We start from the raw sequence: 19,484 nt of genomic DNA on the forward strand, positions 1-19,484 counted from the left end.
ATCCGGGACCTCCGGAGTGCCGAGGGGTGGGCACTTTGGCCCGCTCGTGCCCGATGGCTGGGGATCCATGCCGGATGTCCCATTCGGTCGCCTCGGATGTGGGGCTAAACCTCTTCGCTTCGGTCGATTCTCAACCGTTTTGTCCGGATTCAGGGAGGGTGGGAGGGGAGTCAAGAGTCGAATTCTTGGCGTGCCATCTACGGCCTATGGTCGTAGATGGGCGGTTTGAGACCCGGCGGGGACTCGGGTTACCAAGGGATGGCCAGCCCGGCGCAGATGTGCCGGGTCCCTTTATGCCCGGAGGTTTCCCGATGACGCAGCGCGCTACGTCCCACCATCCCCGCCGGTCCGCTCTCCGTACCCGTGCCGCCGTGCTGGCTGCCGGTCTGGGAGCGTCCATGGTGCTCGGAGCCGGGGCCGCGTTCGCCGCTGGGACCACCACGACCACTGAGGCGGTTGCCGCTCCGGTGAACACCTCCGGCGCCGTCGCCGCGCAGGCCCTGGCGCAGGCCAAGGCCGCCACCGCTGCCCAGCACGCGGCTGCCGTCAAGCACGCTGCCGCCGTCGCGCACGCCGCTGCCGTCAAGCAGGCCGCCGCCAAGCAGGCAGCGGTGAAGAAGGCCGCGGTGAAGAAGGCCGCGGCCGCCGCCAAGAAGGCCGCCGCGAAGAAGGCCGGCTGGCACCAGCCGGTCGCCAAGTACACGCTGAGCGCGACCTTCGGCAGGGCCGGCAACATGTGGTCGCACGCCCACTCCGGCCAGGACTTCGCTGTGCCGATCGGCACCAAGGTCGTGGCCACGCACAGCGGCACCGTCGTGAAGGCCGGCCCGAACGGCGGCGGCGACGGCCCCGCGTACGGCAACGCCATCGTGATCAAGCACTCCAACGGCAAGTACTCGCAGTACGCGCACCTCTCGCGCATCAATGTGCAGATAGGCCAGACGGTGAAGACCGGGCAGAAGATCGCCCTTTCCGGCAACACCGGCAACTCCAGCGGTCCGCACGTGCACTTCGAGATCCGTACGACCCCGAACTACGGCTCGGCCGTCGACCCGGTCGCCTTCCTGCGCTCCGTGGGCGTCACCGTCTGACGCTCCGACGCTGAAAGGCGCCCTCAGGGCGTGACGTGGTGGGCCTGGGTGACCAGGCCCATCGCCACTTCCAGGACGGCCTTGCGCTTGTCCTCCGGGTCGGCCTCGACGTCCTTGAGCACGAACATTCCGGCGTGCATCGTGAAGAGCGCGCTGACGCAGCGGACCTGGTCCTCCAGGGCTGCTTCCGGCTCCTTGACGAGGTCGAGCATCACCAGCATCCGGTCCTTGAAGGTCTCGCCGATGCTGAGGTCCCGCACGGTGGCCTGGTTCTCCTGCATGAAGCGGAAGAGCGGCGCCGAGCTCGTGAGCGCCTCGCTGTAGCGGCGCAGGATCTCCTGCTTCGTCTCCAGGGTGCGCGGCTGCGTCTGCCCCCACTCGATCAGTTCGTCGATCGGCCTGCTCAGGTCCTGGAAGAGGCTGATCAGGATGTCTTCCTTGGTCTTGAAGTGGTAGTACAGCGCGGCCTTGGTGACCTCCAGCCGTTCGGCGATCTCGCGCAGCGAGGTCTTCTCGTAACCCTGCTCGGCGAACAGCTCCAGGGCGACGTCCTGAATGCGCTGACGGGTGTTGCCTCTGGTCATGGGGCACTCCTGAGAAAACTTACTTGACGCCCGGCTAGTGGCGGGCTACCTTCCCCAGTGTAGTCAACTAGCCGGGCGGCAAGTAAGTGTCGGGGAGTGGGAGCGATGGCCGGTACAGCGAAAGATCATAAAGAGGCGACGGCGGTGGACGAGCCGCCTCAGCCTCGCAGCGTCCGGGTCGTGATCCTCGCGCTCATGATCGCCATGCTGCTCGCCATGCTCGACAACATGATCGTCGGCACCGCGATGCCGACCATCGTCGGCGAGCTGGGCGGCCTGGAACATCTGTCGTGGGTGGTCACCGCGTACACCCTGGCCACAGCGGCCTCCACCCCGATCTGGGGCAAGCTCGGCGACATGTACGGCCGCAAGGGCACCTTCCTCACCTCGATCGTGATCTTCCTGATCGGCTCGGTGCTGAGCGGCATGGCCCAGGACATGGGGCAGCTGATCGGCTTCCGCGCCATCCAGGGCCTGGGTGCCGGCGGCCTGATGGTCGGCGTGATGGCGATCATCGGCGATCTGGTCCCGCCCCGGGAGCGCGGCAAGTACCAGGGGATGATGGCCGCGGTCATGGCCGTCGCGATGATCGGCGGACCACTGGCCGGCGGCACCATCACCGACCACCTCGGCTGGCGCTGGAGCTTCTACATCAACCTGCCGCTGGGCGCCGTCGCGCTCGCCATGGTGACCGCTGTGCTCCACCTGCCGAAGAAGGAGCGTACGAAGCCGCGCATCGACTACCTGGGTGCGGCGCTGCTGACCGTGGGCATCACGTCGATCGTGCTGGTGACCACGTGGGGCGGTACGGAGTACGCCTGGGACTCGGCTGTGATCATGGAGCTGATCGCGATCGGTGTGGCCGCCCTCACCGGCTTCTTCTTCGTCGAGACCAAGGCCGCCGAGCCGATCATGCCGCTGCACATCTTCCGCAGCCGCAACTTCACGCTGATGTCGGTGATCGGCTTCCTCGCGGGCTTCGTGATGTTCGGCGCGGTGCTCTTCCTGCCGCTGTTCCAGCAGTCCGTCCAGGGCGCTTCGGCGACCAACTCCGGTCTGCTTCTGCTGCCCATGCTGCTGTCGATGCTCGTCGTCTCGATGGTCGCGGGCCGGGTCACCAGCAGCACCGGCAAGTACCGGCTCTTCCCGATCATCGGCGGCGCACTGATGACGGCCGGCCTGTTCCTGCTCTCGACGATGGACACCGAGACGTCCCGGCTGACCTCCGGCCTCTATATGGCGGTGCTCGGCGCGGGCATGGGCTTCCTGATGCAGATCACCATGCTGGTCGCGCAGAACAGCGTCGAGCTGAGGGACATGGGCGTCGCCTCCTCCGGGGCCACTCTCTTCCGTACGCTCGGCAGCTCCTTCGGCGTCGCGATCATGGGCGCGCTGTTCACCGGCCGGGTACAGGACGAGATGGCCGCGAGGGGCGGCGCGGGAATCACGCAGCGCTCTGCGCAGCTGGATGCCGCGAGCCTGGCGAAGCTGCCGGACCCGATCCGTGAGGCGTACGAGTTCGCGGTGGCGTCCGGGACACACGTGGCCTTCCTGCTGGGGGCGGCGGTCGCGGTGATCGGCTTCGTGGCGGCGTTCTTTGTCAAGGAGGTGCCGCTGCGGGGAGCGGGACCGAAGCAGGAGGCCGTCGGCGACCAGCCTGCGGACCGGCCAGTGGACAAGCTGGCCGAGACCGTCTGACCGCGGCGAAAGACCCGGCCAAAGCCCCGGCCGACGGCCCTCGGTGTGCACCCGGTGTGCACGCCGGGGGCCGTTGTCAGTGGTGCGTGGGCGCGCGGCGTGGAGCCTCAATCCCCGGGAGCCGCTAGCCGGGGAGCGGCATCATCGGGAAGCTGCCGGTGTTGGTCGGCGCGTGCTCGGGCAGCCACAGCACCGCGATCGCGCCGCCGGACTCGCCCAGCGGCGTCGTACCCTCCGGCGCCGCGTTGCGGAAGGTGAGCCGGGCGCCGAGGACCCGTGCCTGGCCGGCCGCGATCGTCAGGCCCAGGCCGTGGCCCGTGCCCGCGCGGTCGCTCGCGCCCGTACGGAAGCGGCTGGGGCCCTCCCGCAGCAGCGCCTCGGGGAAGCCGGGGCCGTGGTCGCGTACCCGCACCACCCGGCCCTCGACCGTGACCTCGAACGGCGCCTTGCCGTACTTGGCGGCGTTGGTGAGCAGATTGAGCAGGATGCGCTCCAGCCGCCGCGGGTCGGTGCTGACCCACGACTCGTGCACGACCCGGATCTCGACATGGCGGTTCAGGGCCGAGATGCGGCGGCTGACGAACTCACCCAGCGCGATCTCCTGCAGTTCGGCCCGCTCCGAGGCACTGTCGAGCCTGGCCACTTCCAGCACGTCCTCGACCAGCGTCCGCAAGGCCTGGGCCCGGTCCCGTACGAGTTCGCTGGGGCGGCCGGGCGGCAGCAGCTCGGCGGCCGTGAGCAGTCCGGTGACGGGGGTGCGCAGCTCGTGCGCGATGTCGGCGGTGACGCGGCGCTCGGCCTCGATGCGTTCGTTCAACGCGTCGGTGAGCGCGTCGATGGCGCGGGCCAGCAGGTCGGTCTCGTCGCGTACGACACCGCCGATGGCGTCCCTGACCCGTACCTCCGTATTGCCCTGTGCGACATTGCCGGCGGCCGCGGCCGCCTTGCGCAGCCGGCGCGAGAGCTGTCCGCCGATCAGCACGCCGAGCGCGCAGCCGCCGAACACCACCGAGACCGAGCCGATGATCAGAGCCCGGTCGAGGTCCTTCATGACCGTGGCGCTGCGCCCGGCGAACTGGGTGTGCAGGGAGAGCACGTCGCCGTTGGAGAGCGGCACGGCGGCCCAGATCTCGGGCGGGCCCTGATGGCCGTCCTGCACATAGCTGCCGCGCCGCTTCTCGTGCATCAGCTTCTGCAGCGGCTTGGGCAGCGTGCGGTCATTGAGCTTGGTGTTGAAGCGCGGGTCCTTGTTCTTGGACGTCTCGTACCAGCGCTGGGCGAGCAGCACCCGGTCCATCTGGACATCGCGGGCGTTGTCCAGCATCGAGACCCGGGCGGCGTTGTGCACGACAAGACTCAGCGCCATCGCGATGAGCGCGCCGACCAGCGCGATCGCGATGCTGATCTTCCAGCGGACTCCGGTGCGCAGTACGAGGCGCTTCATGCCTTGAGCTTGTAACCGAAGCCGCGGACCGTTTCTATCCGGTCCTGCCCGATCTTTGTGCGCAGGCGCTGGACATGGACGTCCACGACCCGGGTGTCCCCGCCCCAGCCGTAGTCCCAGACCCGCTCGAGCAGTTTGTCGCGGGAGAGCACCGTGCCCGGCGCGGACGAGAACTCCAGCAGCAGCCGCATCTCGGTCGGCGTCAGCGCCACCGGCTCGCCCGCCTTGCGCACCTCCATGCCCTCCGTGTCGATCTCCAGATCGCCGAAGGAGAGCAGCGCGCCCTGCGCGTCCTCGCCCGCCGCGGACTCGCCGCCCGCCGTGCCGCCCGCGTGGCCGAAGCGGCGCAGCACCGCGCGGATACGGGCGACCAGCACCGCGCCGTCGAAGGGCTTGGTGACGTAGTCGTCGGCGCCGGCCTCCAGGCCGAGCACCACGTCGATCGAGTCGGCGCGGGCCGACAGCATGATCACCGGCACGGTCGACTCGTCTCGGATGCGGCGGCACAGGCTCACCCCGTCCAGGCCCGGCACCATCACATCGAGCAGCGCGATGTCCGGCCGGTTCGCGCGGAAGGCCTCCAGGCCCTGCAGCCCGTCGGGCATGGCGGTGACCACGAAGCCGTCGCGCTCCAGCGTCAGCTGGGTAGCCTCGCGGATGACGTCGTCGTCCTCGACGAACAGGACATGAGTGTCGGCCATCCCGCTGCTCTCAGTTCTCGTTCTTCGTGGGCGGTTCCGTGGCGACTATCTCGCCCTCCCCGACCGCTCTGTTGAATTCGGTGCGCACCCAGTGCAGCTGCACGAACTTCCCGCTCGTCCAGTGGTACGTGGTCACTTCCTCGCCGGACGGCTGGGCCACCGGGTCGCCGTTCGCGTAGACCTGCTTGGTCACCACCAGGTCGCCCCGGTCGATCGCGGAGTACACCGCGGGCTCCTCGGCGGCGTAGACGTTTTCGTACTTCGCGCCGTTGTCGCGATACACGTACGTGCCCATGCCCACAGCGTCGCCGCACGTCATCACATTGACGACGACATCGGGCGAGGTCCCGCCGGTGAGGTTTCCGTACGACGTGTCCACCGGGTAGGTGTCCCGGCCGCAGGGCTTGAGGTCGGCCTTGACCCGTTCGCTGACCTTCGGGTCGCTCTTGATCAGCTCCACCGCGTCGACCGACTTGGCGAACTGGGCCGCGCTGCTGGAGGAGGGCACGGACGAGGGGGTGGTCTTGGCGACGGAGTCGGCGTGCGCCGCGCCCTCGTCCTGCACCCCTGTGCCGCCCGAGGAGCAGGCGACGGTGAACAGGCCGACGGCGGCGAGGCCGGCCACCGCCGCACCGCTCGCCGCCAGGCTCCTGTTGCCGGCTCCGACTTTCAGGCCGCGCACCGCTCCCGCCCCCGTTCTCCCCCGTGGCCACGCTGGCGCGGGAGGTGCCCCTTGCACTCACGATCGGGCTGCACGTCCCCGCGCTCCAGGGCGCGGAAGTCCAGGTCCCGGCTCTCCAGCTCCTGGCGGAGCCGGGCCAGCGCCCGGTGCAGCGTGCTCTTCACCGTACCCGCAGACATCCCCAGCGCGGCAGCGGTCTCCTCGGTGCTCATCTGCTCCCAGTGCCGCAGCACCACGACGCTGCGCTGCTTGGGCGCCAGCACCTTCAGTACGTCCATCAGCAGGGCGCGGTCCGCGCGCTGCTCGCTGCCGTCCTCGACGCTCGCGTCGGGCAGCTGCTCGGTCGGCACCTCTTCGAGCTTGCGGGCGCGCCACCACTCCGTACGCGTGTTGATCATCACCCGGCGGAGGTAGGCGTCGGCCAGCGACTTGTCCGCAATGCCGTCCCAGCGGCCGTAGGTGCGGACCAGAGCGGTCTGCAGCAGGTCCTGCGCGTCGATCGGGTCGGGGACGAGGCGGCGGGCGCTGCGCAGCAGCGCCTCCTGCCGGTTGCGTACGTACTCTTCGAACTCGAGCACCTCGCCGTGCGCCATTCCAACCGCCTCCGTCCCCGTTGAATCCCCGTGACAGCAAATGCCGTTTGCCTTACGTCGCAAGAAGCTACGGAGGTGTTGTCACGGGCCTGTGCGGAGCAGCCGTCGGAGGGCGCACGGCCATCCATCGGTTGTGTAACAGCGGATGTTTCAGGTCGGGTTCGGGTGGGAAACGGCCCTCGGAGTGTTCCAGGGCCGGGTGCGACTCAGCTGTGCGGGAGGCGGTAGACGCCGTTCTCCAGTGGCTCCACGAGGCCGTCGGCGACCAGTCCGTCCAGTGCCCGCGCCCGCTGTACGGGCTCGTGCCAGACCGCGTCCAGCGCCGACTGCGGGACCGGTGCGACGGCCTCGCGCAGTACGGCGAGGAGCTTGCCGCGCACCTGGCGGTCCGTGCCCGCGTAGGTCTGGCCCCGGCGAGCGGGACCGTCGTACGCGGGCTTGCCCGCCAGCCGCCACGCACACCGCGACTTGATCGGGCAGCGCGCGCAGTCCTCGTTCTTCGCCGTGCACACCAGCGCGCCCAGCTCCATGGAGGCCGCCGCCCAGCGGGCCGCGGTCGCCTGGTCGTCGGGCAGCAGCGCGCGGGCCAGCTTCCGCTCGGCGGCGGTCGTGGCGGTCGGCGGGTACTGGATGCCGCTCGCGGCGCGGGCGAACACCCGGCGGACATTGGTGTCGAGGACGGCATGCCGCTGTCCGTACGCGAACGAGGCCACCGCGGCCGCTGTGTACTCGCCGATGCCGGGCAGCGCGAGCAACTGCGCGTGCTCGCTGGGTACATCGCCGCCGTGCCGCTCCGTTATCGCCTGCGCGGCCCCGTGCAGGCGCAGCGCACGCCGCGGATAGCCGAGCCGCCCCCAGGCGCGGACGGCCTCGCCGGGCGCGTCCGCCGCCAGATCCGCGGGGCGCGGCCAGCGGGCCAGCCACTGCTCGTACACCGGGAGCACCCGGCTGACGGGGGTCTGCTGCAGCATGAACTCGCTGACCATCACACCCCAGGCGCCGGCCTCGGGGCGGCGCCAGGGAAGATCGCGGGCGTGCTCGTCGAACCAGGCGATGACGGGGGCGTGGAAGGACGCCGCGTCGGCCTGGGCGGGGACTGTGGCGGTGGCAGGGTCTGCGGAGATGTCAGTCATGGCACTGACGATCCTGGCATGTCCGGGCGGGCGGACGGTGCATACGCTCCGGGGCCGCCGCGCCGTCGCTACGGTCGGCAGTGTGGTCCCCGGCCGGGACTTGCACGCATGAACCCGCCGAAAGCGGGGTCGCGGGCCGCGCCCGTGATGATGATCCGCAGAACTCGCGAAGTCGGGCGGCGGGTGGGACGGGAGTTGGCCCCGATCTCTCGTACAGTTTGCGCCGTGGGATCTCTGCGCAATCCGATCGGGCCGCTCCCCTCCTCCATCTACTGGCGACGGAGGGCAGTCGCGCTGTCCCTGATCGCGCTGCTCGCGGTGCTGGCCGCATGGGCGCTCAGTGCCGGCGGCGGCAACGGTGACCAGGACGACGGCAGCGCCAACGGCACGACCCCCGTGCCCTCCATCACCCCGGGACCCTCGCAGTCCGGTCCCGCGATCAGTGAACAGCCGGGCGGGCGCGACGAGTCGGGGGACTCCGGCTCCGGCGACAGCGGCACGGACGAGGGCGGTACGGGCGCGGGATCCGACGGCGGCACGGGCGGTGAGGCGGGCGCCGGCGGCGACAACGGCGCGGGCGGCGCGGGCAGTGGCGGCGCGGGCGGCCAGCAGGTCCCGGCCTCCTCGAAGCTCCCCGACTGCGCCCCGGGCGCATTGAAGTTGACTCTGCGCAGCGCCAAGGTCGCGTACGCGCCGGGAGAGAAGCCCACGTTCCAGCTGGTCGCCTCCAACCCGTCGGGGACCACCTGCAAGGCGGACTTCGGTCCCCGGGCGGCGGTGCTGACGGTCAAGAACGACAAGGACGACAAGGTGTGGTCGTCGAAGGACTGCCCGCGGGCGGCGGGAAGCCTGCTGCTGAAGGTCCCGGCGGGAGCGACGATCACGCACCCGGTGCAGTGGGACCGCAAGCAGAGCGCACCGCAGTGCGCGACGCCGCCGCCGGGGGTGGCGGGGGCGGGCACGTACCTGGTGGAGGCGGAGTTCCCGGGGGCGACGGTGCTTCCGGCGTCGTTCCGCCTGGAGAAGGACTAAAGCGTGTTTTGGAAGTCCCGCCCGCCCCTGTGGGCAACCGGAATCACACGTAGCGTTCGAGGATCGAGGACTCCGCGAGGCGCGACAGGCCCTCGCGCACGCTGCGCGCCCGCGCCTCGCCCACGCCGTCGACCGTCTGCAGATCGTCCACACTCGCCGCGAGCAGCTTCTGCAGTCCGCCGAAGTGCTCGACAAGCCGCTCGATGATCGCGCCGGGCAGCCGCGGCACCTTCGCCAGCAGCCGGTAGCCCCGCGGCGAGACCGCCGAGTCCAGCGTCTCCGGGGAGCCGCTGTACCCCAACGCTCTTGCCACTATGGGCAGTTCGAGCAGCTCTGCGTGCGTGAGGTCGTTCAGCTCGGTGAGCGCCTCGTCGACCGTGCGGGACCGCTTCGCGGTCGGCTCCGGCACATAGTCGCGTACGACCAGCTCGCGCTCCGGTTCCACGCCCGCGATCAACTCGTCCAGCTGCAGCGCCAGAAGCCGGCCGTCGGTGCCCAACTCCACCACGTACTCGGCGATCTCCGTGGCGATCCGGCGCACCATCTCCAGCCGCTGGGCCACGGCCGTGACGTCCCGGACCGTGACCAGGTCCTCGATCTCCAGTGCGGACAGCGTGCCCGCGACCTCGTCGAGGCGGAGCTTGTACCGCTCCAGGGTGGCGAGCGCCTGGTTGGCGCGGGAGAGGATCGCGGCCGACTCCTCGAGGACCCGGCGCTCCCCGTCCACGTACAGCGCGATCAGGCGCATCGACTGCGACACGGAGACGACCGGGAAGCCGCATTGCCGGGAGACCCGGTCCGCCGTGCGATGGCGGGTGCCTGTCTCCTCGGTGGGGATGGAGGCGTCCGGGACCAGCTGTACACCGGCCCGGTGGATCTTGCCGATGTCCTTGTCGAGGATGAGCGCGCCGTCCAGTTTGCACAGCTCGCGCAGCCGGGTCGCGGTGAACTCCACATCCAGCACAAAACCGCCGGTACACATGGATTCGACCGTTTTGTCCATGCCGAGGACGAGCAGACCTCCGGTGTTGCCGCGGAGGATCCGCTCCAGGCCGTCGCGCAGGGCGGTGCCGGGTGCGACCGCGCTCAGGGCGGCGCGGATCAGCGCTTCGTTGCCGGAGCCTCCGCCGGACTTTCCGGGTGCTGATGCCCCGTCCTTGGCTGCCACTGCACTCCTCCGGCTCGTACGGATGGGCGAGACCAGGGCAAAGTCTACCGGCGCGTGTCGTCGTCCCGGGTGGCCTCCGCACGCTCTTTGCGCGGGGCCGTTACGGAAGCCCCCTCGGAAGGTCTCTGCCGCCCGCGCGGGAGCACCCTCAGCGCGTCCCCCATGTCGGCCACTTCCGTCACCTTCATACCGGCAGGGACCTTGCCCGGATCGGACGGTACGAGGGCGTGCGTGAAGCCGAGACGGTGCGCCTCGGCGAGTCTGCGCTGGACGCCCGTGACCCTTCTGACCTCGCCCGCGAGTCCTACCTCGCCGATCGCGACCAGGTTCTTGGGCAGTGGGGTGTCACTGGCGGCGGAGGCCAGCGCGAGCGCGATCGCCAGGTCCGCGGCGGGCTCGGAGAGCTTCACGCCGCCCACCGTCGCGCTGTAGATGTCGCGCTTTCCGAGCGCGGTGATCCGGCCGCGCTGCTCCAGAACGGCGAGCATCATCGAGACCCGGGAGGTCTCCAGACCCGAGGTCGTGCGCCGGGGCGAGGGGATCTGCGAGTCGACGGTCAGCGCCTGCACCTCGGCGACGAGGGGGCGGCGGCCTTCCAGGGTGACCGTCAGACAGGTGCCCGGCACCGGGGCGTCCCGGCGGGTGAGGAAGAGCCCCGAGGGGTCGGCGAGCCCGGTGATGCCCTCGTCGTGCAGCTCGAAGCAGCCGACCTCGTCCGTCGCGCCGTAGCGGTTCTTGACGCCTCGTACGAGACGCAGACGCGCATGCCGGTCGCCCTCGAAGGACAGCACCACGTCCACCAGGTGCTCAAGGAGGCGCGGTCCGGCGATCGCGCCGTCCTTGGTGACATGGCCGACCAGGAGCGTGGACATCCCGCGTTCCTTGGAGGCACGGATCAGCGCGCCGGCGACCTCGCGGACCTGTGCCATGCCGCCGGGCGCTCCGTCGATCTCGGGTGATGCGACGGTCTGCACGGAGTCGAGGATCAGCAGGGACGGCTTGACCGCGTCCAAGTGGCCGAGGACCGCGGAGAGATCGGTCTCGGCGGCGAGATAGAGATGGTCGTGCACGGCGTTGATGCGGTCGGCCCGCAGCCGCACCTGGCTCGCGGACTCCTCGCCGGTCACATACAGCGTGCGGTGCTCGTCGCTTGCGGCCTTCGCCGCGACGTCGAGCAGCAGTGTGGACTTGCCGACGCCCGGCTCGCCCGCGAGCAGCACGACGGCGCCGGGCACCAGGCCGCCGCCGAGGACCCGGTCGAGTTCGTCCACACCGGTGGAGCGGGCGGTGGCCTGCCGTCCGTCGACCTGGCCGATGGGAACGGCGGCGGTGGAGACACGGCCGGCGGCCGTGGTGCGGACCGCGGGTGCGCCGTACTCCTCGACCGTGCCCCAGGCCTGGCATTCGGGGCAGCGACCGAGCCACTTGGCGGTCGTCCAGCCGCATTCGGTGCAGCGGTAGGACGGCCGGTCCTTCGCGGATTTCGTACGGGCAGCCATGCGCAAACCGTAGCGGGGACCACTGACAACGCGGTCGCCGCGGGCTGATTCGCCACGTTGCCGGGGGCTGATTCGCCACGTTGCCGGGGGCTGATTCGCCACGTTGCCGCGGGCTACTTCACCACTTCGAAGCGCAGGTGGATGATGTCCGACGACTCCAGGGACCACCGCCGGCGCAGTTCGACCTGGCCGCCGACATGGTCGAACAGCCGCTTGCCCGCACCGAGCAGGACCGGGACCAGCATGATGTGGATCTCGTCCAGCAGACCGGAGTTCAGCGCCTGCTGGGCCGCGGTCGCACCGTGCACGCCGACGTCCTTGCCGCCCGCGGCCGCCTTCGCCCGCGCGACCGCCTCCTCGATGCCGCCCGTGACGAAGGTGAAGACGTCCGGCGCGACCACGTCGTGCGGATCCGGCGGGCGGTGGGTGAGGACGAAACAGGGGATCTTGCCGGCCGGGCCGCCGTCGCCCCACCCGCCGTCGCCCTCGCAGACGTCGTACGAGTGCCTGCCCATGATGATCGCGCCCAGGCTGCGGACCATGCCGTCCAGGACCTGGGCGTCGGTCCGGTCCATCTCCCGGACCCACCGGTGCAGGCGCGTGCCGCCCACCCCCAGCGGGTTCTCGCGGGTGTCGTCGGGGGCGGTGATGAAGCCGTCCAGGGACATCGACATGCCTGAGATCACGTTGCCTGAGATCACGTTGCTCATGACAGGTTGACTTCCCCCGGCCGGGTAACTCATCGGCGGCCGACTGGGCGGTAGGGATGGAATTAACGATTCCTGTCCCCCTTCGAGCGAACTGTTCACCCGTAAGGATTAAAAGTGTTCAAGGGGTACGAAGGGGGTGTGCTTGTGAGCCTACGGTCGCCGGGTGACGAGCAGCAGGCTTGAGCCACCCACGCACACCACCGGCGCACACCGCACGCACCGGCGCGCGCCCCGTCCGTCCGCAGGGCAGTCTCCCGCACGTTACGAGCCGTACCTCGACGGCCTGTTCACCTACTGCCTCGCCGTGCTCTGCGACCACGACGCGGCGACCGCGCTCCTCGGTGAGGTACTCGCCATAGCCGAGCGCCACTACGGGCGTTGCCCGTCGGGCGAGGCGGAGCGGAAGGCCTGGCTGTACGCGCTCGCGCGGTGGGCCTGTCTGCGGCGGCTGACCGAGCAGCGGCGCAAGCGGCAGGGGGCGCACACCGGGCGCCCGGCGCGGGCCGCCGACGCCGACGAGGCCCCGGGCGTCCCCGAGGACGTGGCGGAGCGCCGCCGCGGTGAACTGGCGCTGCTGGCCTGGCCGGAGGCGGCGGGCACCACGCCCGAACAGCGCGAGGCCCTCGAACTCGCCGTCCGGCACGGGCTGGGAACGCGCGAGGTCGCCTCCGTCCTCGGCCTCGACCCGCTCGCCGCGCGGGAACTGCTGGCCGCGGCCGCCTGCGAGGTCGAGCGCACCCGGGCCGCGCTCGCCGTCGTCGAGTGCGGCAACTGCCCGGCCGTCGCCCGGCTCACCGACGACCACCGGGTGCTGCTCTCCGCCGCCCTGCGCCAGGAGCTCGTCCGGCACGTCGACGACTGCCCGCGCTGCCGCCGCGTCGCCGAGCGCGCCGGGGCGGGCGGCCCGTGGCCGGGGTCGGCCGTCACCCCGGCCACGCTGCCGCTCGTCGAAGCCCCGCGGGCCGCCGTGTACGTCGCGATGCAGCACGTTCCCCGGGCGCGGTCGGGCGCGCCGCGGTTCGGCCGCGGCGGCTTTCCGCTGGACCCGAAGGACCACGCGGCCCGCCGGGGCCGGCTGAGGGCGCGCGCGCTGACGACCACGGTCGTGGCCACCGTCGTCGCGGCGCCGGTGCTGGCGCTGTGGGCGGCCTACCGGGGCGCGCCGCTGACCGGGGAGGGGTACGACGGATCCTCGGTCGTCGCCAGCGAGGCGGACGGGCCGCGCGGGATGCACGGCGTGCCGTACGACTACTACGAGAACGCGGGCAACGCGCAGGCGGAACCGGACTCCCGGTTCACGGCCGGCTCGCGCTCGCCGGACGTCTCGGTCGAGGTCATCAGCGTCGGCACGTCCACGCCGTCGTCCCGCGCCGGCCGCCCGGGCCGCCCGGGCGGCCCGGGCCGCCTCACGGTCGAGGCGCAGCCGTCCGGCAACACCACGCGGATCACGCTGACGGCGTCGGGCGGCTCGCAGGTTCGGTGGTCGGTGTGGACGGACGCGGCGTGGCTGTATATGAGCCACACGTCCGGGACGCTGCGCCCCGGCGAGTCGGTGACGATCTACGTGACCGTGGACCGTGCGCGGGAGCCGGCCGGGGCGTGGAGCGCGCGGGTGGGGGTGGACCCGTCGGGAGCGGTGGTCGAGATCGACGGCTTCGGCGCGACCCCGGCACCCACTCCGTCGGAGCCGACACCGGCCCCGACACAGCCGTCTCCGGAGCCGACGCCGACGGACCCGACGCCGACGGACCCGACCCCGACCGAGCCCACGCCGACCCCGACGGACTCCTCTCCGTCGGATCCGCCCGCGACCCCGTCGGACGAGTCGTCGCCCCCGTCTTCCCCGTCAGGCTGAGCCTCAGGGGTCCGGTCTGAGCCTCAGGCGTTCGACGAGTTCGACGAGTCCGTCGGGTCCGCCGGGTGCGGCGCCACGAGGGGAAGCTGCGACGCCAGCCGGGCCTCGCACAGGTCCGCCAGGACGTCGTACGCCTTCTTGCCCATCAGTTCCGTCAGCTCCGGCCGGTAGGTCACATAGACCGGCTCGCCCGCCCCGTGAGCCGACGTCGCCGACGTGCACCACCAGTGGAGGTCGTGGCCGCCCGGGCCCCAGCCCCGCCGGTCGTACTCGCCGATCGACACCTGGAGCACGCGTGTGTCGTCCGGGCGGTCGATCCAGTCGTACGTCCGGCGGATCGGCAGCTGCCAGCAGACGTCCGGCTTGGTCTCCAGCGGCTCGCGGCCCTCACGCAGGGCGAGGATGTGCAGCGAGCAGCCCGCGCCCGCAGGGAAGCCCGGGCGGTTCTGGAAGATGCACGAGCCGTCCCACCGCCGCGTCTGGCGTTCGCCGTCGTCGTCGAGCTGGACCCAGCCACCCTCCGTCCCCTCGTCGTGGAACTGCCACAGCTCAGGAGTGAGACGCGCGACATGCTCCGCGACCCGCTTTTCATCGTCCTCGTCGGAGAAGTGCGCGCCCAGCGTGCAGCACCCGTCGTCCGCCCGGCCCGCCTGGATGCCCTGGCAGCCGCTGCCGAAGATGCAGCTCCAGCGCGAGGTCAGCCAGGTCAGATCGCAGCGGAAGACCTGCTCGTCGTCGGCGGGGTCCGGGAATTCGACCCACGCGCGCGCGAAATCGAGCCCCTTCTCGTCGCGCTCGTCACGCCTGGGCTCGGCACGCTGCTTGGAGGGCTTGGCTTTGCCCGGGTTCGCCTTTTTCGTCTTTGGCACGGACCCAGCGTATGCGGGTAACGGCAGTAGCGTTCGCTCCATGAGACTCGGAGTCCTCGACGTCGGTTCGAACACAGTGCACCTGCTGGTGGTGGACGCCCACCCCGGCGCGCGCCCGCTGCCCGCCCATTCGTACAAGGCGGAGCTGCGGCTCGCCGAGCTGCTCGACGACGGGGCGATCGGACCCGCCGGTGTCGAGCGGCTCGTCGAGACGATCGAGGGCGCGGTGCAGACAGCGGAGGACCAAGGGTGCGAGGAGGTGCTGCCGTTCGCGACCTCCGCCGTCCGCGGGGCCAGCAACGCCGACAAGGTGCTGGCCAAGGTGAAGGCCAAGACCGGGGTCGATCTGCAGGTCCTGGCCGGCGACGAGGAGGCCCGGCTCACGTTCCTCGCGGCCCGCCGCTGGTTCGGCTGGTCGGCCGGCAAGCTGCTGGTCCTGGACATCGGCGGCGGCTCGCTGGAGATCGCGTACGGGCTCGACGAGGAGCCGGACAAAGCCGTGTCGCTGCCGCTCGGCGCGGGCCGGCTGACCGCCGCGATGCTGCCGGGCGACCCGCCCGACCCGCAGGACGTGAAGGCGCTGCGCCGCTATGTGCGCGCCGAAATCGCCCGCGTGGTCGGTGAGTTCAACCGGCTCGGACGGCCGGACCACGTCGTGGCGACGTCCAAGACCTTTAAGCAATTGGCTCGAATCGCAGGGGCGGCCCGCTCCACCGAGGGCTTGTACGTGCAGCGTGAACTGAGTCATAAATCACTGCAGGAGTGGGTGCCGAAACTCGCTGCCATGACGGTCGAGCAGCGCAATACCCTCCCGGGCGTGTCCGAGGGCCGTGCCCGCCAGCTGCTGGCAGGAGCCCTGGTCGCGGAGGGTGCGATGGATCTGTTCGGGGTCCAGGTGGCCGAAATCTGCCCCTGGGCGCTGCGCGAGGGCGTCATTCTGCGGCGGCTGGACCACCTCCCGGCCTCCTAGCGCGGCCCCGTACCCTGTCTCCCGTGGCAGAACCGGCAGAACCAGTGGTGCGCATCCCGGATGCGAAGGTTGTCCTGTCGACGGCTTCCGTCTATCCGGAGTCCACGGCGACGGCCTTCGAGATCGCCGCACGCCTGGGGTACGACGGCGTCGAAGTCATGGTCTGGACCGACCCCGTCAGTCAGGACATCGAGGCCCTGCGCCGTCTCTCGGACTACCACCAGGTACCGATACACGCCGTCCACGCGCCCTGTCTGCTGATCACCCAGCGGGTCTGGTCCACCGACCCCTGGGTCAAGCTCCAGCGCGCGCAGACGGCGGCAGAGAAGCTGGGGGCGTCGACGGTCGTCGTGCACCCTCCCTTCCGCTGGCAGCGGCAGTACGCCCGGGACTTCGTCACCGGAATCTGGCGGATGGCAAACGAGACGGACGTCCGTTTCGCCGTCGAGAACATGTACCCCTGGCGCTACCGGGACCGCGAGATGCTCGCGTACGCACCCGACTGGGACGTCACCAAAGAGGACTACCGGCACTTCACGATCGACCTCTCGCACACCGCGACCTCCCGGACCGACACCCTGGCGATGGTCGACCGGATGGGCGACCGGCTCGGCCATGTGCATCTCGCCGACGGCAAGGGGTCCGCGAAGGACGAGCACCTGGTTCCGGGCCGCGGCAACCAACCGTGCGCCGAGCTGCTGGAGCGCCTCGCCCGTAACGGCTTCGACGGCCATGTCGTCATCGAGGTCAACACCCGGCGCGCGATGTCGGCCGCCGAACGCGAGGCCGACCTCGCCGAGGCCCTCGCCTTCACCCGGCTGCACCTGGCGTCGGCAGCCCGTATCTCATGACGGGCACGTCACCGAAGCGGCGCGGCCGCCCGGCCCGTACGGAGTCGGACACGGGCCCCGGCGCCCGGGAGCGCATCCTCGCCGCCGCCCGTACGGAGTTCGCCGAGCGCGGCTACGACAAGACGACCGTCCGCGGCATCGCCCGGGCCGCGGGCGTCGACCCGGCCCTCGTGCACCACTACTTCGGTACGAAGGACGAGGTCTTCGCGGCCGCCATCGAGGTCTCCTTCGAGCCGGCCCTGGTCATCCCGGTGATCCTGGGTCAGGGCGCGGAGGGCATCGGCGAGCGGCTCGCCCGCTACTTCATCGGGGTGTGGGAGAACCCGGTCAGCCGGGCGCCCATGCTGGCGATCATCCGATCGGCGCTCACCCACGACGCGGCGGCGAAGGTGCTGCGGAGCTTTGTGCTGCGGCGTCTCCTCGAGCGGATCGCGGGCGATCTCGATGTGCCGGACCCGAAATTCCGGGCGGAGCTCGCGGCCTCGCACATGATCGGCATTGTGATCCTGCGCTATGTGATTCAGGTGGAGCCGCTGGCCTCGGCGGACCCGGAGACGATCGTGGCGATGGTGGCCCCCACGTTGCAGCGGTATCTGACCGAAGCGTGAGCCGGGCGTCCCGTATAACGGACAGGGTGTCCAGATCTTGGAGCCGCGGCGTACGCTCGAATGAGGCCCATCCGTCTGAAGGAGCGAGCGACGATGCCCGAGCTGAGGTCCCGCACTGTCACCCACGGCCGCAATATGGCAGGTGCCCGCGCGCTTATGCGGGCGTCGGGCGTAGCCAGTGCGGATATCGGTAAGCCGATCATCGCCGTCGCCAACTCCTTCACGGAGTTCGTGCCCGGGCACACCCACCTCGCCCCGGTCGGCCGGATCGTGTCCGACGCGATCCTGGCGGCGGGCGCCGTGCCCCGCGAGTTCAACACCATCGCCGTCGACGACGGCATCGCGATGGGCCACGCCGGCATGCTCTACAGCCTGCCCTCGCGCGACCTGATCGCCGACTCCGTCGAGTACATGGTCGAGGCGCACTGCGCCGACGCGCTGATCTGCATCTCCAACTGCGACAAGATCACCCCCGGCATGCTGATGGCCGCGCTGCGCCTCAACATCCCGGTCGTCTTCGTCTCCGGCGGCCCGATGGAGGCCGGCCAGGCCACCCTCGTCGACGGCACGGTCCGCAAGCTCGACCTGATCAACGCCATCGTGGACGCGGTCAACGAGAACGTCTCGGACGAGGACGTCCTGCGCATCGAGGAGAACGCCTGCCCGACCTGCGGTTCCTGTTCCGGCATGTTCACCGCGAACTCCATGAACTGCCTGACCGAGGCCATCGGTCTCTCCCTGCCGGGCAACGGCTCCGTCCTCGCCACGCACACCGCCCGCAAGGCGCTGTACGAGAACGCCGCCCGCACGGTGGTGGACATCACCCGGCGCTACTACGAGCAGGACGACGATTCCGTCCTGCCGCGCAATATCGCCACCCGCGCGGCCTTCGACAACGCCATGGCCCTCGACATCGCCATGGGCGGCTCGACCAACACGATCCTGCACCTGCTCGCCGCCGCCCAGGAGGCCGGGCTCGACTACGACCTCAAGGACATCGACGCGGTCTCGCGCCGGGTGCCGTGCCTGGCCAAGGTCGCGCCGAACGTCGCCCCCGGCGGCACGTACTACATGGAGGACGTGCACCGGGCCGGCGGCATCCCCGCCATCCTCGGCGAGCTCTACCGCGCCGGAATGCTCAACGAGGACGTGCACACGGTCCACTCGCCGGGGATCAAGGAATGGCTGGAGGCGTGGGACGTGCGCGGCGGTTCGCCCTCGGACGAGGCCGTCGAGCTGTGGCACGCGGCCCCCGGCTGCGTCCGCTCCGCGACCGCCTTCTCGCAGTCCGAGCGCTGGGAGTCGCTGGACACCGACGCCGCAGGCGGCTGCATCCGCGATGCGGCGCACGCGTACTCCAAGGACGGCGGCCTCGCCGTCCTCAAGGGCAATCTCGCCGTGGACGGCTGTGTGGTGAAGACCGCCGGCGTCGACGAGTCGATCTGGACCTTCGAGGGCCCGGCCGTCGTCTGCGAGTCGCAGGACGATGCCGTCGACAAGATCCTGCGCAAGCAGATCAAGGAGGGCGACGTCGTCGTCATCCGCTACGAGGGCCCCAAGGGCGGCCCCGGCATGCAGGAGATGCTGTACCCGACGTCTTTCCTGAAGGGCCGCGGGCTCGGCAAGGCCTGCGCACTGGTCACGGACGGCCGCTTCTCAGGCGGCACGTCGGGTCTGTCGATCGGCCACGCCTCGCCGGAGGCGGCCTCGGGCGGCACCATCGCGCTGGTCGAGGACGGCGACCGTATCCGTATCGACATCCCGAACCGCACGATCGAACTCCTTGTGTCCGAGGAGGACCTGGCTGGCCGGCGTGAGGCGCTGGGTGGCGTCTACGCGCCGAAGAACCGCGAGCGGAAGGTCTCGGCGGCGCTGCGGGCGTACGCCGCGATGGCGACGAGCGCGGACAAGGGCGCGGTGCGGGACGTGTCCCAGCTGGGCTGACCGGCTGGGGCTCCGCCCCAGACCCCGCATGCGACCGTCGGCCGCGTGTCGC

General features: G+C 70.7%; 18 protein-coding genes. 8 read left to right on the plus strand and 10 right to left on the minus strand.

Annotated elements, in window-relative coordinates; genetic code table 11:
- Positions 1–311 precede the first annotated feature (311 nt).
- On the plus strand, positions 312–1,091 hold the full coding sequence (locus tag ACQEVG_RS21960) for a M23 family metallopeptidase (RefSeq protein ID WP_432986576.1): 780 nt from the start codon (positions 312–314) through the stop codon (positions 1,089–1,091).
- A gap of 23 nt (positions 1,092–1,114) precedes the next feature.
- Here ACQEVG_RS21960 and ACQEVG_RS21965 read toward each other — a convergent pair whose 3' ends face one another.
- The gene (locus tag ACQEVG_RS21965) at positions 1,115–1,675 is read right to left on the minus strand and encodes a TetR/AcrR family transcriptional regulator (protein WP_432986578.1); all 561 of its coding nucleotides are present in this window, start codon (positions 1,673–1,675) and stop codon (positions 1,115–1,117) included.
- A gap of 105 nt (positions 1,676–1,780) precedes the next feature.
- Between ACQEVG_RS21965 and ACQEVG_RS21970 the strand changes: the two genes are divergently transcribed.
- On the plus strand, positions 1,781–3,373 hold the full coding sequence (locus ACQEVG_RS21970; RefSeq protein WP_432986580.1) for an MDR family MFS transporter: 1,593 nt from the start codon (positions 1,781–1,783) through the stop codon (positions 3,371–3,373).
- A 124-nt stretch (positions 3,374–3,497) separates the two neighbouring features.
- On the opposite strand, the gene cseC is transcribed toward ACQEVG_RS21970, so the two are convergent.
- The 5 genes from cseC to ACQEVG_RS21995 all read right to left on the minus strand — a co-directional run bounded on the left by cseC (position 3,498) and on the right by ACQEVG_RS21995 (position 7,926).
- Entirely contained in the window at positions 3,498–4,817 is a 1,320-nt protein-coding gene (gene cseC / locus ACQEVG_RS21975) for a two-component system sensor histidine kinase CseC (protein WP_432986582.1), read from the minus strand.
- A complete protein-coding gene (gene cseB / locus ACQEVG_RS21980) occupies positions 4,814–5,518 on the minus strand; it encodes a two-component system response regulator CseB (protein WP_432986584.1) in 705 nt (234 codons plus the stop codon). Before cseB ends, cseC begins: the two co-directional genes overlap by 4 nt.
- Before the next feature lie 10 nt (positions 5,519–5,528).
- Positions 5,529–6,200 (minus strand): hypothetical protein, encoded by a 672-nt coding sequence (locus ACQEVG_RS21985; RefSeq protein WP_432986586.1) that lies wholly within the window; start codon positions 6,198–6,200, stop codon positions 5,529–5,531.
- Positions 6,188–6,793 (minus strand): SigE family RNA polymerase sigma factor, encoded by a 606-nt coding sequence (locus ACQEVG_RS21990; protein WP_432986588.1) that lies wholly within the window; start codon positions 6,791–6,793, stop codon positions 6,188–6,190. Before ACQEVG_RS21990 ends, ACQEVG_RS21985 begins: the two co-directional genes overlap by 13 nt.
- 206 nt (positions 6,794–6,999) lie before the next feature.
- The gene (locus ACQEVG_RS21995; protein WP_432986590.1) at positions 7,000–7,926 is read right to left on the minus strand and encodes an A/G-specific adenine glycosylase; all 927 of its coding nucleotides are present in this window, start codon (positions 7,924–7,926) and stop codon (positions 7,000–7,002) included.
- A gap of 225 nt (positions 7,927–8,151) precedes the next feature.
- Here ACQEVG_RS21995 and ACQEVG_RS22000 point away from each other — a divergent pair, with 225 nt between their 5' ends.
- On the plus strand, positions 8,152–8,958 hold the full coding sequence (locus ACQEVG_RS22000; protein WP_432986592.1) for a hypothetical protein: 807 nt from the start codon (positions 8,152–8,154) through the stop codon (positions 8,956–8,958).
- Between the two features lie 43 nt (positions 8,959–9,001).
- Here the strand turns inward: ACQEVG_RS22000 and disA are convergent, their stop codons facing one another.
- The 3 genes from disA to ACQEVG_RS22015 all read right to left on the minus strand — a co-directional run bounded on the left by disA (position 9,002) and on the right by ACQEVG_RS22015 (position 12,335).
- Positions 9,002–10,126, minus strand: a complete 1,125-nt coding sequence (gene disA / locus ACQEVG_RS22005; RefSeq protein WP_360871416.1) for a DNA integrity scanning diadenylate cyclase DisA — start codon at positions 10,124–10,126, stop codon at positions 9,002–9,004.
- A 44-nt stretch (positions 10,127–10,170) separates the two neighbouring features.
- On the minus strand, positions 10,171–11,625 hold the full coding sequence (radA, locus tag ACQEVG_RS22010) for a DNA repair protein RadA (RefSeq protein WP_432986594.1): 1,455 nt from the start codon (positions 11,623–11,625) through the stop codon (positions 10,171–10,173).
- 113 nt (positions 11,626–11,738) lie between these two features.
- Positions 11,739–12,335: a dihydrofolate reductase family protein gene (locus ACQEVG_RS22015; RefSeq protein ID WP_432986596.1), complete on the minus strand. Its 597-nt coding sequence runs from the start codon at positions 12,333–12,335 to the stop codon at positions 11,739–11,741.
- Positions 12,336–12,498: 163 nt separating this feature from the next.
- Here ACQEVG_RS22015 and ACQEVG_RS22020 point away from each other — a divergent pair, with 163 nt between their 5' ends.
- Complete coding sequence (locus ACQEVG_RS22020; RefSeq protein ID WP_432986598.1) at positions 12,499–14,190, plus strand: BACON domain-containing protein; 1,692 nt, start codon at positions 12,499–12,501, stop codon at positions 14,188–14,190.
- A 23-nt stretch (positions 14,191–14,213) separates the two neighbouring features.
- Here ACQEVG_RS22020 and ACQEVG_RS22025 read toward each other — a convergent pair whose 3' ends face one another.
- Positions 14,214–15,059, minus strand: coding sequence for a hypothetical protein (locus ACQEVG_RS22025; RefSeq protein ID WP_432986600.1), 846 nt, complete (start codon positions 15,057–15,059; stop codon positions 14,214–14,216).
- A 40-nt stretch (positions 15,060–15,099) separates the two neighbouring features.
- Between ACQEVG_RS22025 and ACQEVG_RS22030 the strand changes: the two genes are divergently transcribed.
- From ACQEVG_RS22030 to ilvD, 4 genes are all read left to right on the plus strand, one after another.
- Entirely contained in the window at positions 15,100–16,029 is a 930-nt protein-coding gene (locus ACQEVG_RS22030) for a Ppx/GppA family phosphatase (protein WP_432986602.1), read from the plus strand.
- 23 nt (positions 16,030–16,052) lie between these two features.
- Entirely contained in the window at positions 16,053–16,880 is an 828-nt protein-coding gene (locus ACQEVG_RS22035; protein WP_432986604.1) for a sugar phosphate isomerase/epimerase family protein, read from the plus strand.
- On the plus strand, positions 16,877–17,488 hold the full coding sequence (locus ACQEVG_RS22040) for a TetR family transcriptional regulator (RefSeq protein ID WP_404727700.1): 612 nt from the start codon (positions 16,877–16,879) through the stop codon (positions 17,486–17,488). The genes ACQEVG_RS22035 and ACQEVG_RS22040 overlap by 4 nt, the downstream gene beginning before the upstream one ends.
- Before the next feature lie 93 nt (positions 17,489–17,581).
- Entirely contained in the window at positions 17,582–19,432 is a 1,851-nt protein-coding gene (ilvD, locus tag ACQEVG_RS22045) for a dihydroxy-acid dehydratase (RefSeq protein WP_432986607.1), read from the plus strand.
- The last annotated feature ends 52 nt before the right edge of the window (positions 19,433–19,484 follow it).

Source organism: Streptomyces sp. CA-135486, assembly GCF_050936555.1.
Taxonomy (GTDB): Bacteria; Actinomycetota; Actinomycetes; order Streptomycetales; family Streptomycetaceae; genus Streptomyces.

Bases quoted from the DNA above. Each gene is read 5' to 3' on its own strand.
- ACQEVG_RS21995 (WP_432986590.1), bottom strand. From the start codon at position 7,926: ATGACTGACATCTCCGCAGACCCTGCCACCGCCACAGTCCCCGCCCAG.
- cseB (WP_432986584.1), bottom strand. From the start codon at position 5,518: ATGGCCGACACTCATGTCCTGTTCGTCGAGGACGACGACGTCATCCGC.
- ACQEVG_RS22040 (WP_404727700.1), top strand. From the start codon at position 16,877: ATGACGGGCACGTCACCGAAGCGGCGCGGCCGCCCGGCCCGTACGGAG.
- ACQEVG_RS21965 (WP_432986578.1), bottom strand. From the start codon at position 1,675: ATGACCAGAGGCAACACCCGTCAGCGCATTCAGGACGTCGCCCTGGAG.
- ilvD (WP_432986607.1), top strand. From the start codon at position 17,582: ATGCCCGAGCTGAGGTCCCGCACTGTCACCCACGGCCGCAATATGGCA.
- ACQEVG_RS21960 (WP_432986576.1), top strand. From the start codon at position 312: ATGACGCAGCGCGCTACGTCCCACCATCCCCGCCGGTCCGCTCTCCGT.
- ACQEVG_RS21970 (WP_432986580.1), top strand. From the start codon at position 1,781: ATGGCCGGTACAGCGAAAGATCATAAAGAGGCGACGGCGGTGGACGAG.
- ACQEVG_RS21990 (WP_432986588.1), bottom strand. From the start codon at position 6,793: ATGGCGCACGGCGAGGTGCTCGAGTTCGAAGAGTACGTACGCAACCGG.
- ACQEVG_RS22015 (WP_432986596.1), bottom strand. From the start codon at position 12,335: ATGAGCAACGTGATCTCAGGCAACGTGATCTCAGGCATGTCGATGTCC.
- radA (WP_432986594.1), bottom strand. From the start codon at position 11,625: ATGGCTGCCCGTACGAAATCCGCGAAGGACCGGCCGTCCTACCGCTGC.
- cseC (WP_432986582.1), bottom strand. From the start codon at position 4,817: ATGAAGCGCCTCGTACTGCGCACCGGAGTCCGCTGGAAGATCAGCATC.
- ACQEVG_RS22030 (WP_432986602.1), top strand. From the start codon at position 15,100: ATGAGACTCGGAGTCCTCGACGTCGGTTCGAACACAGTGCACCTGCTG.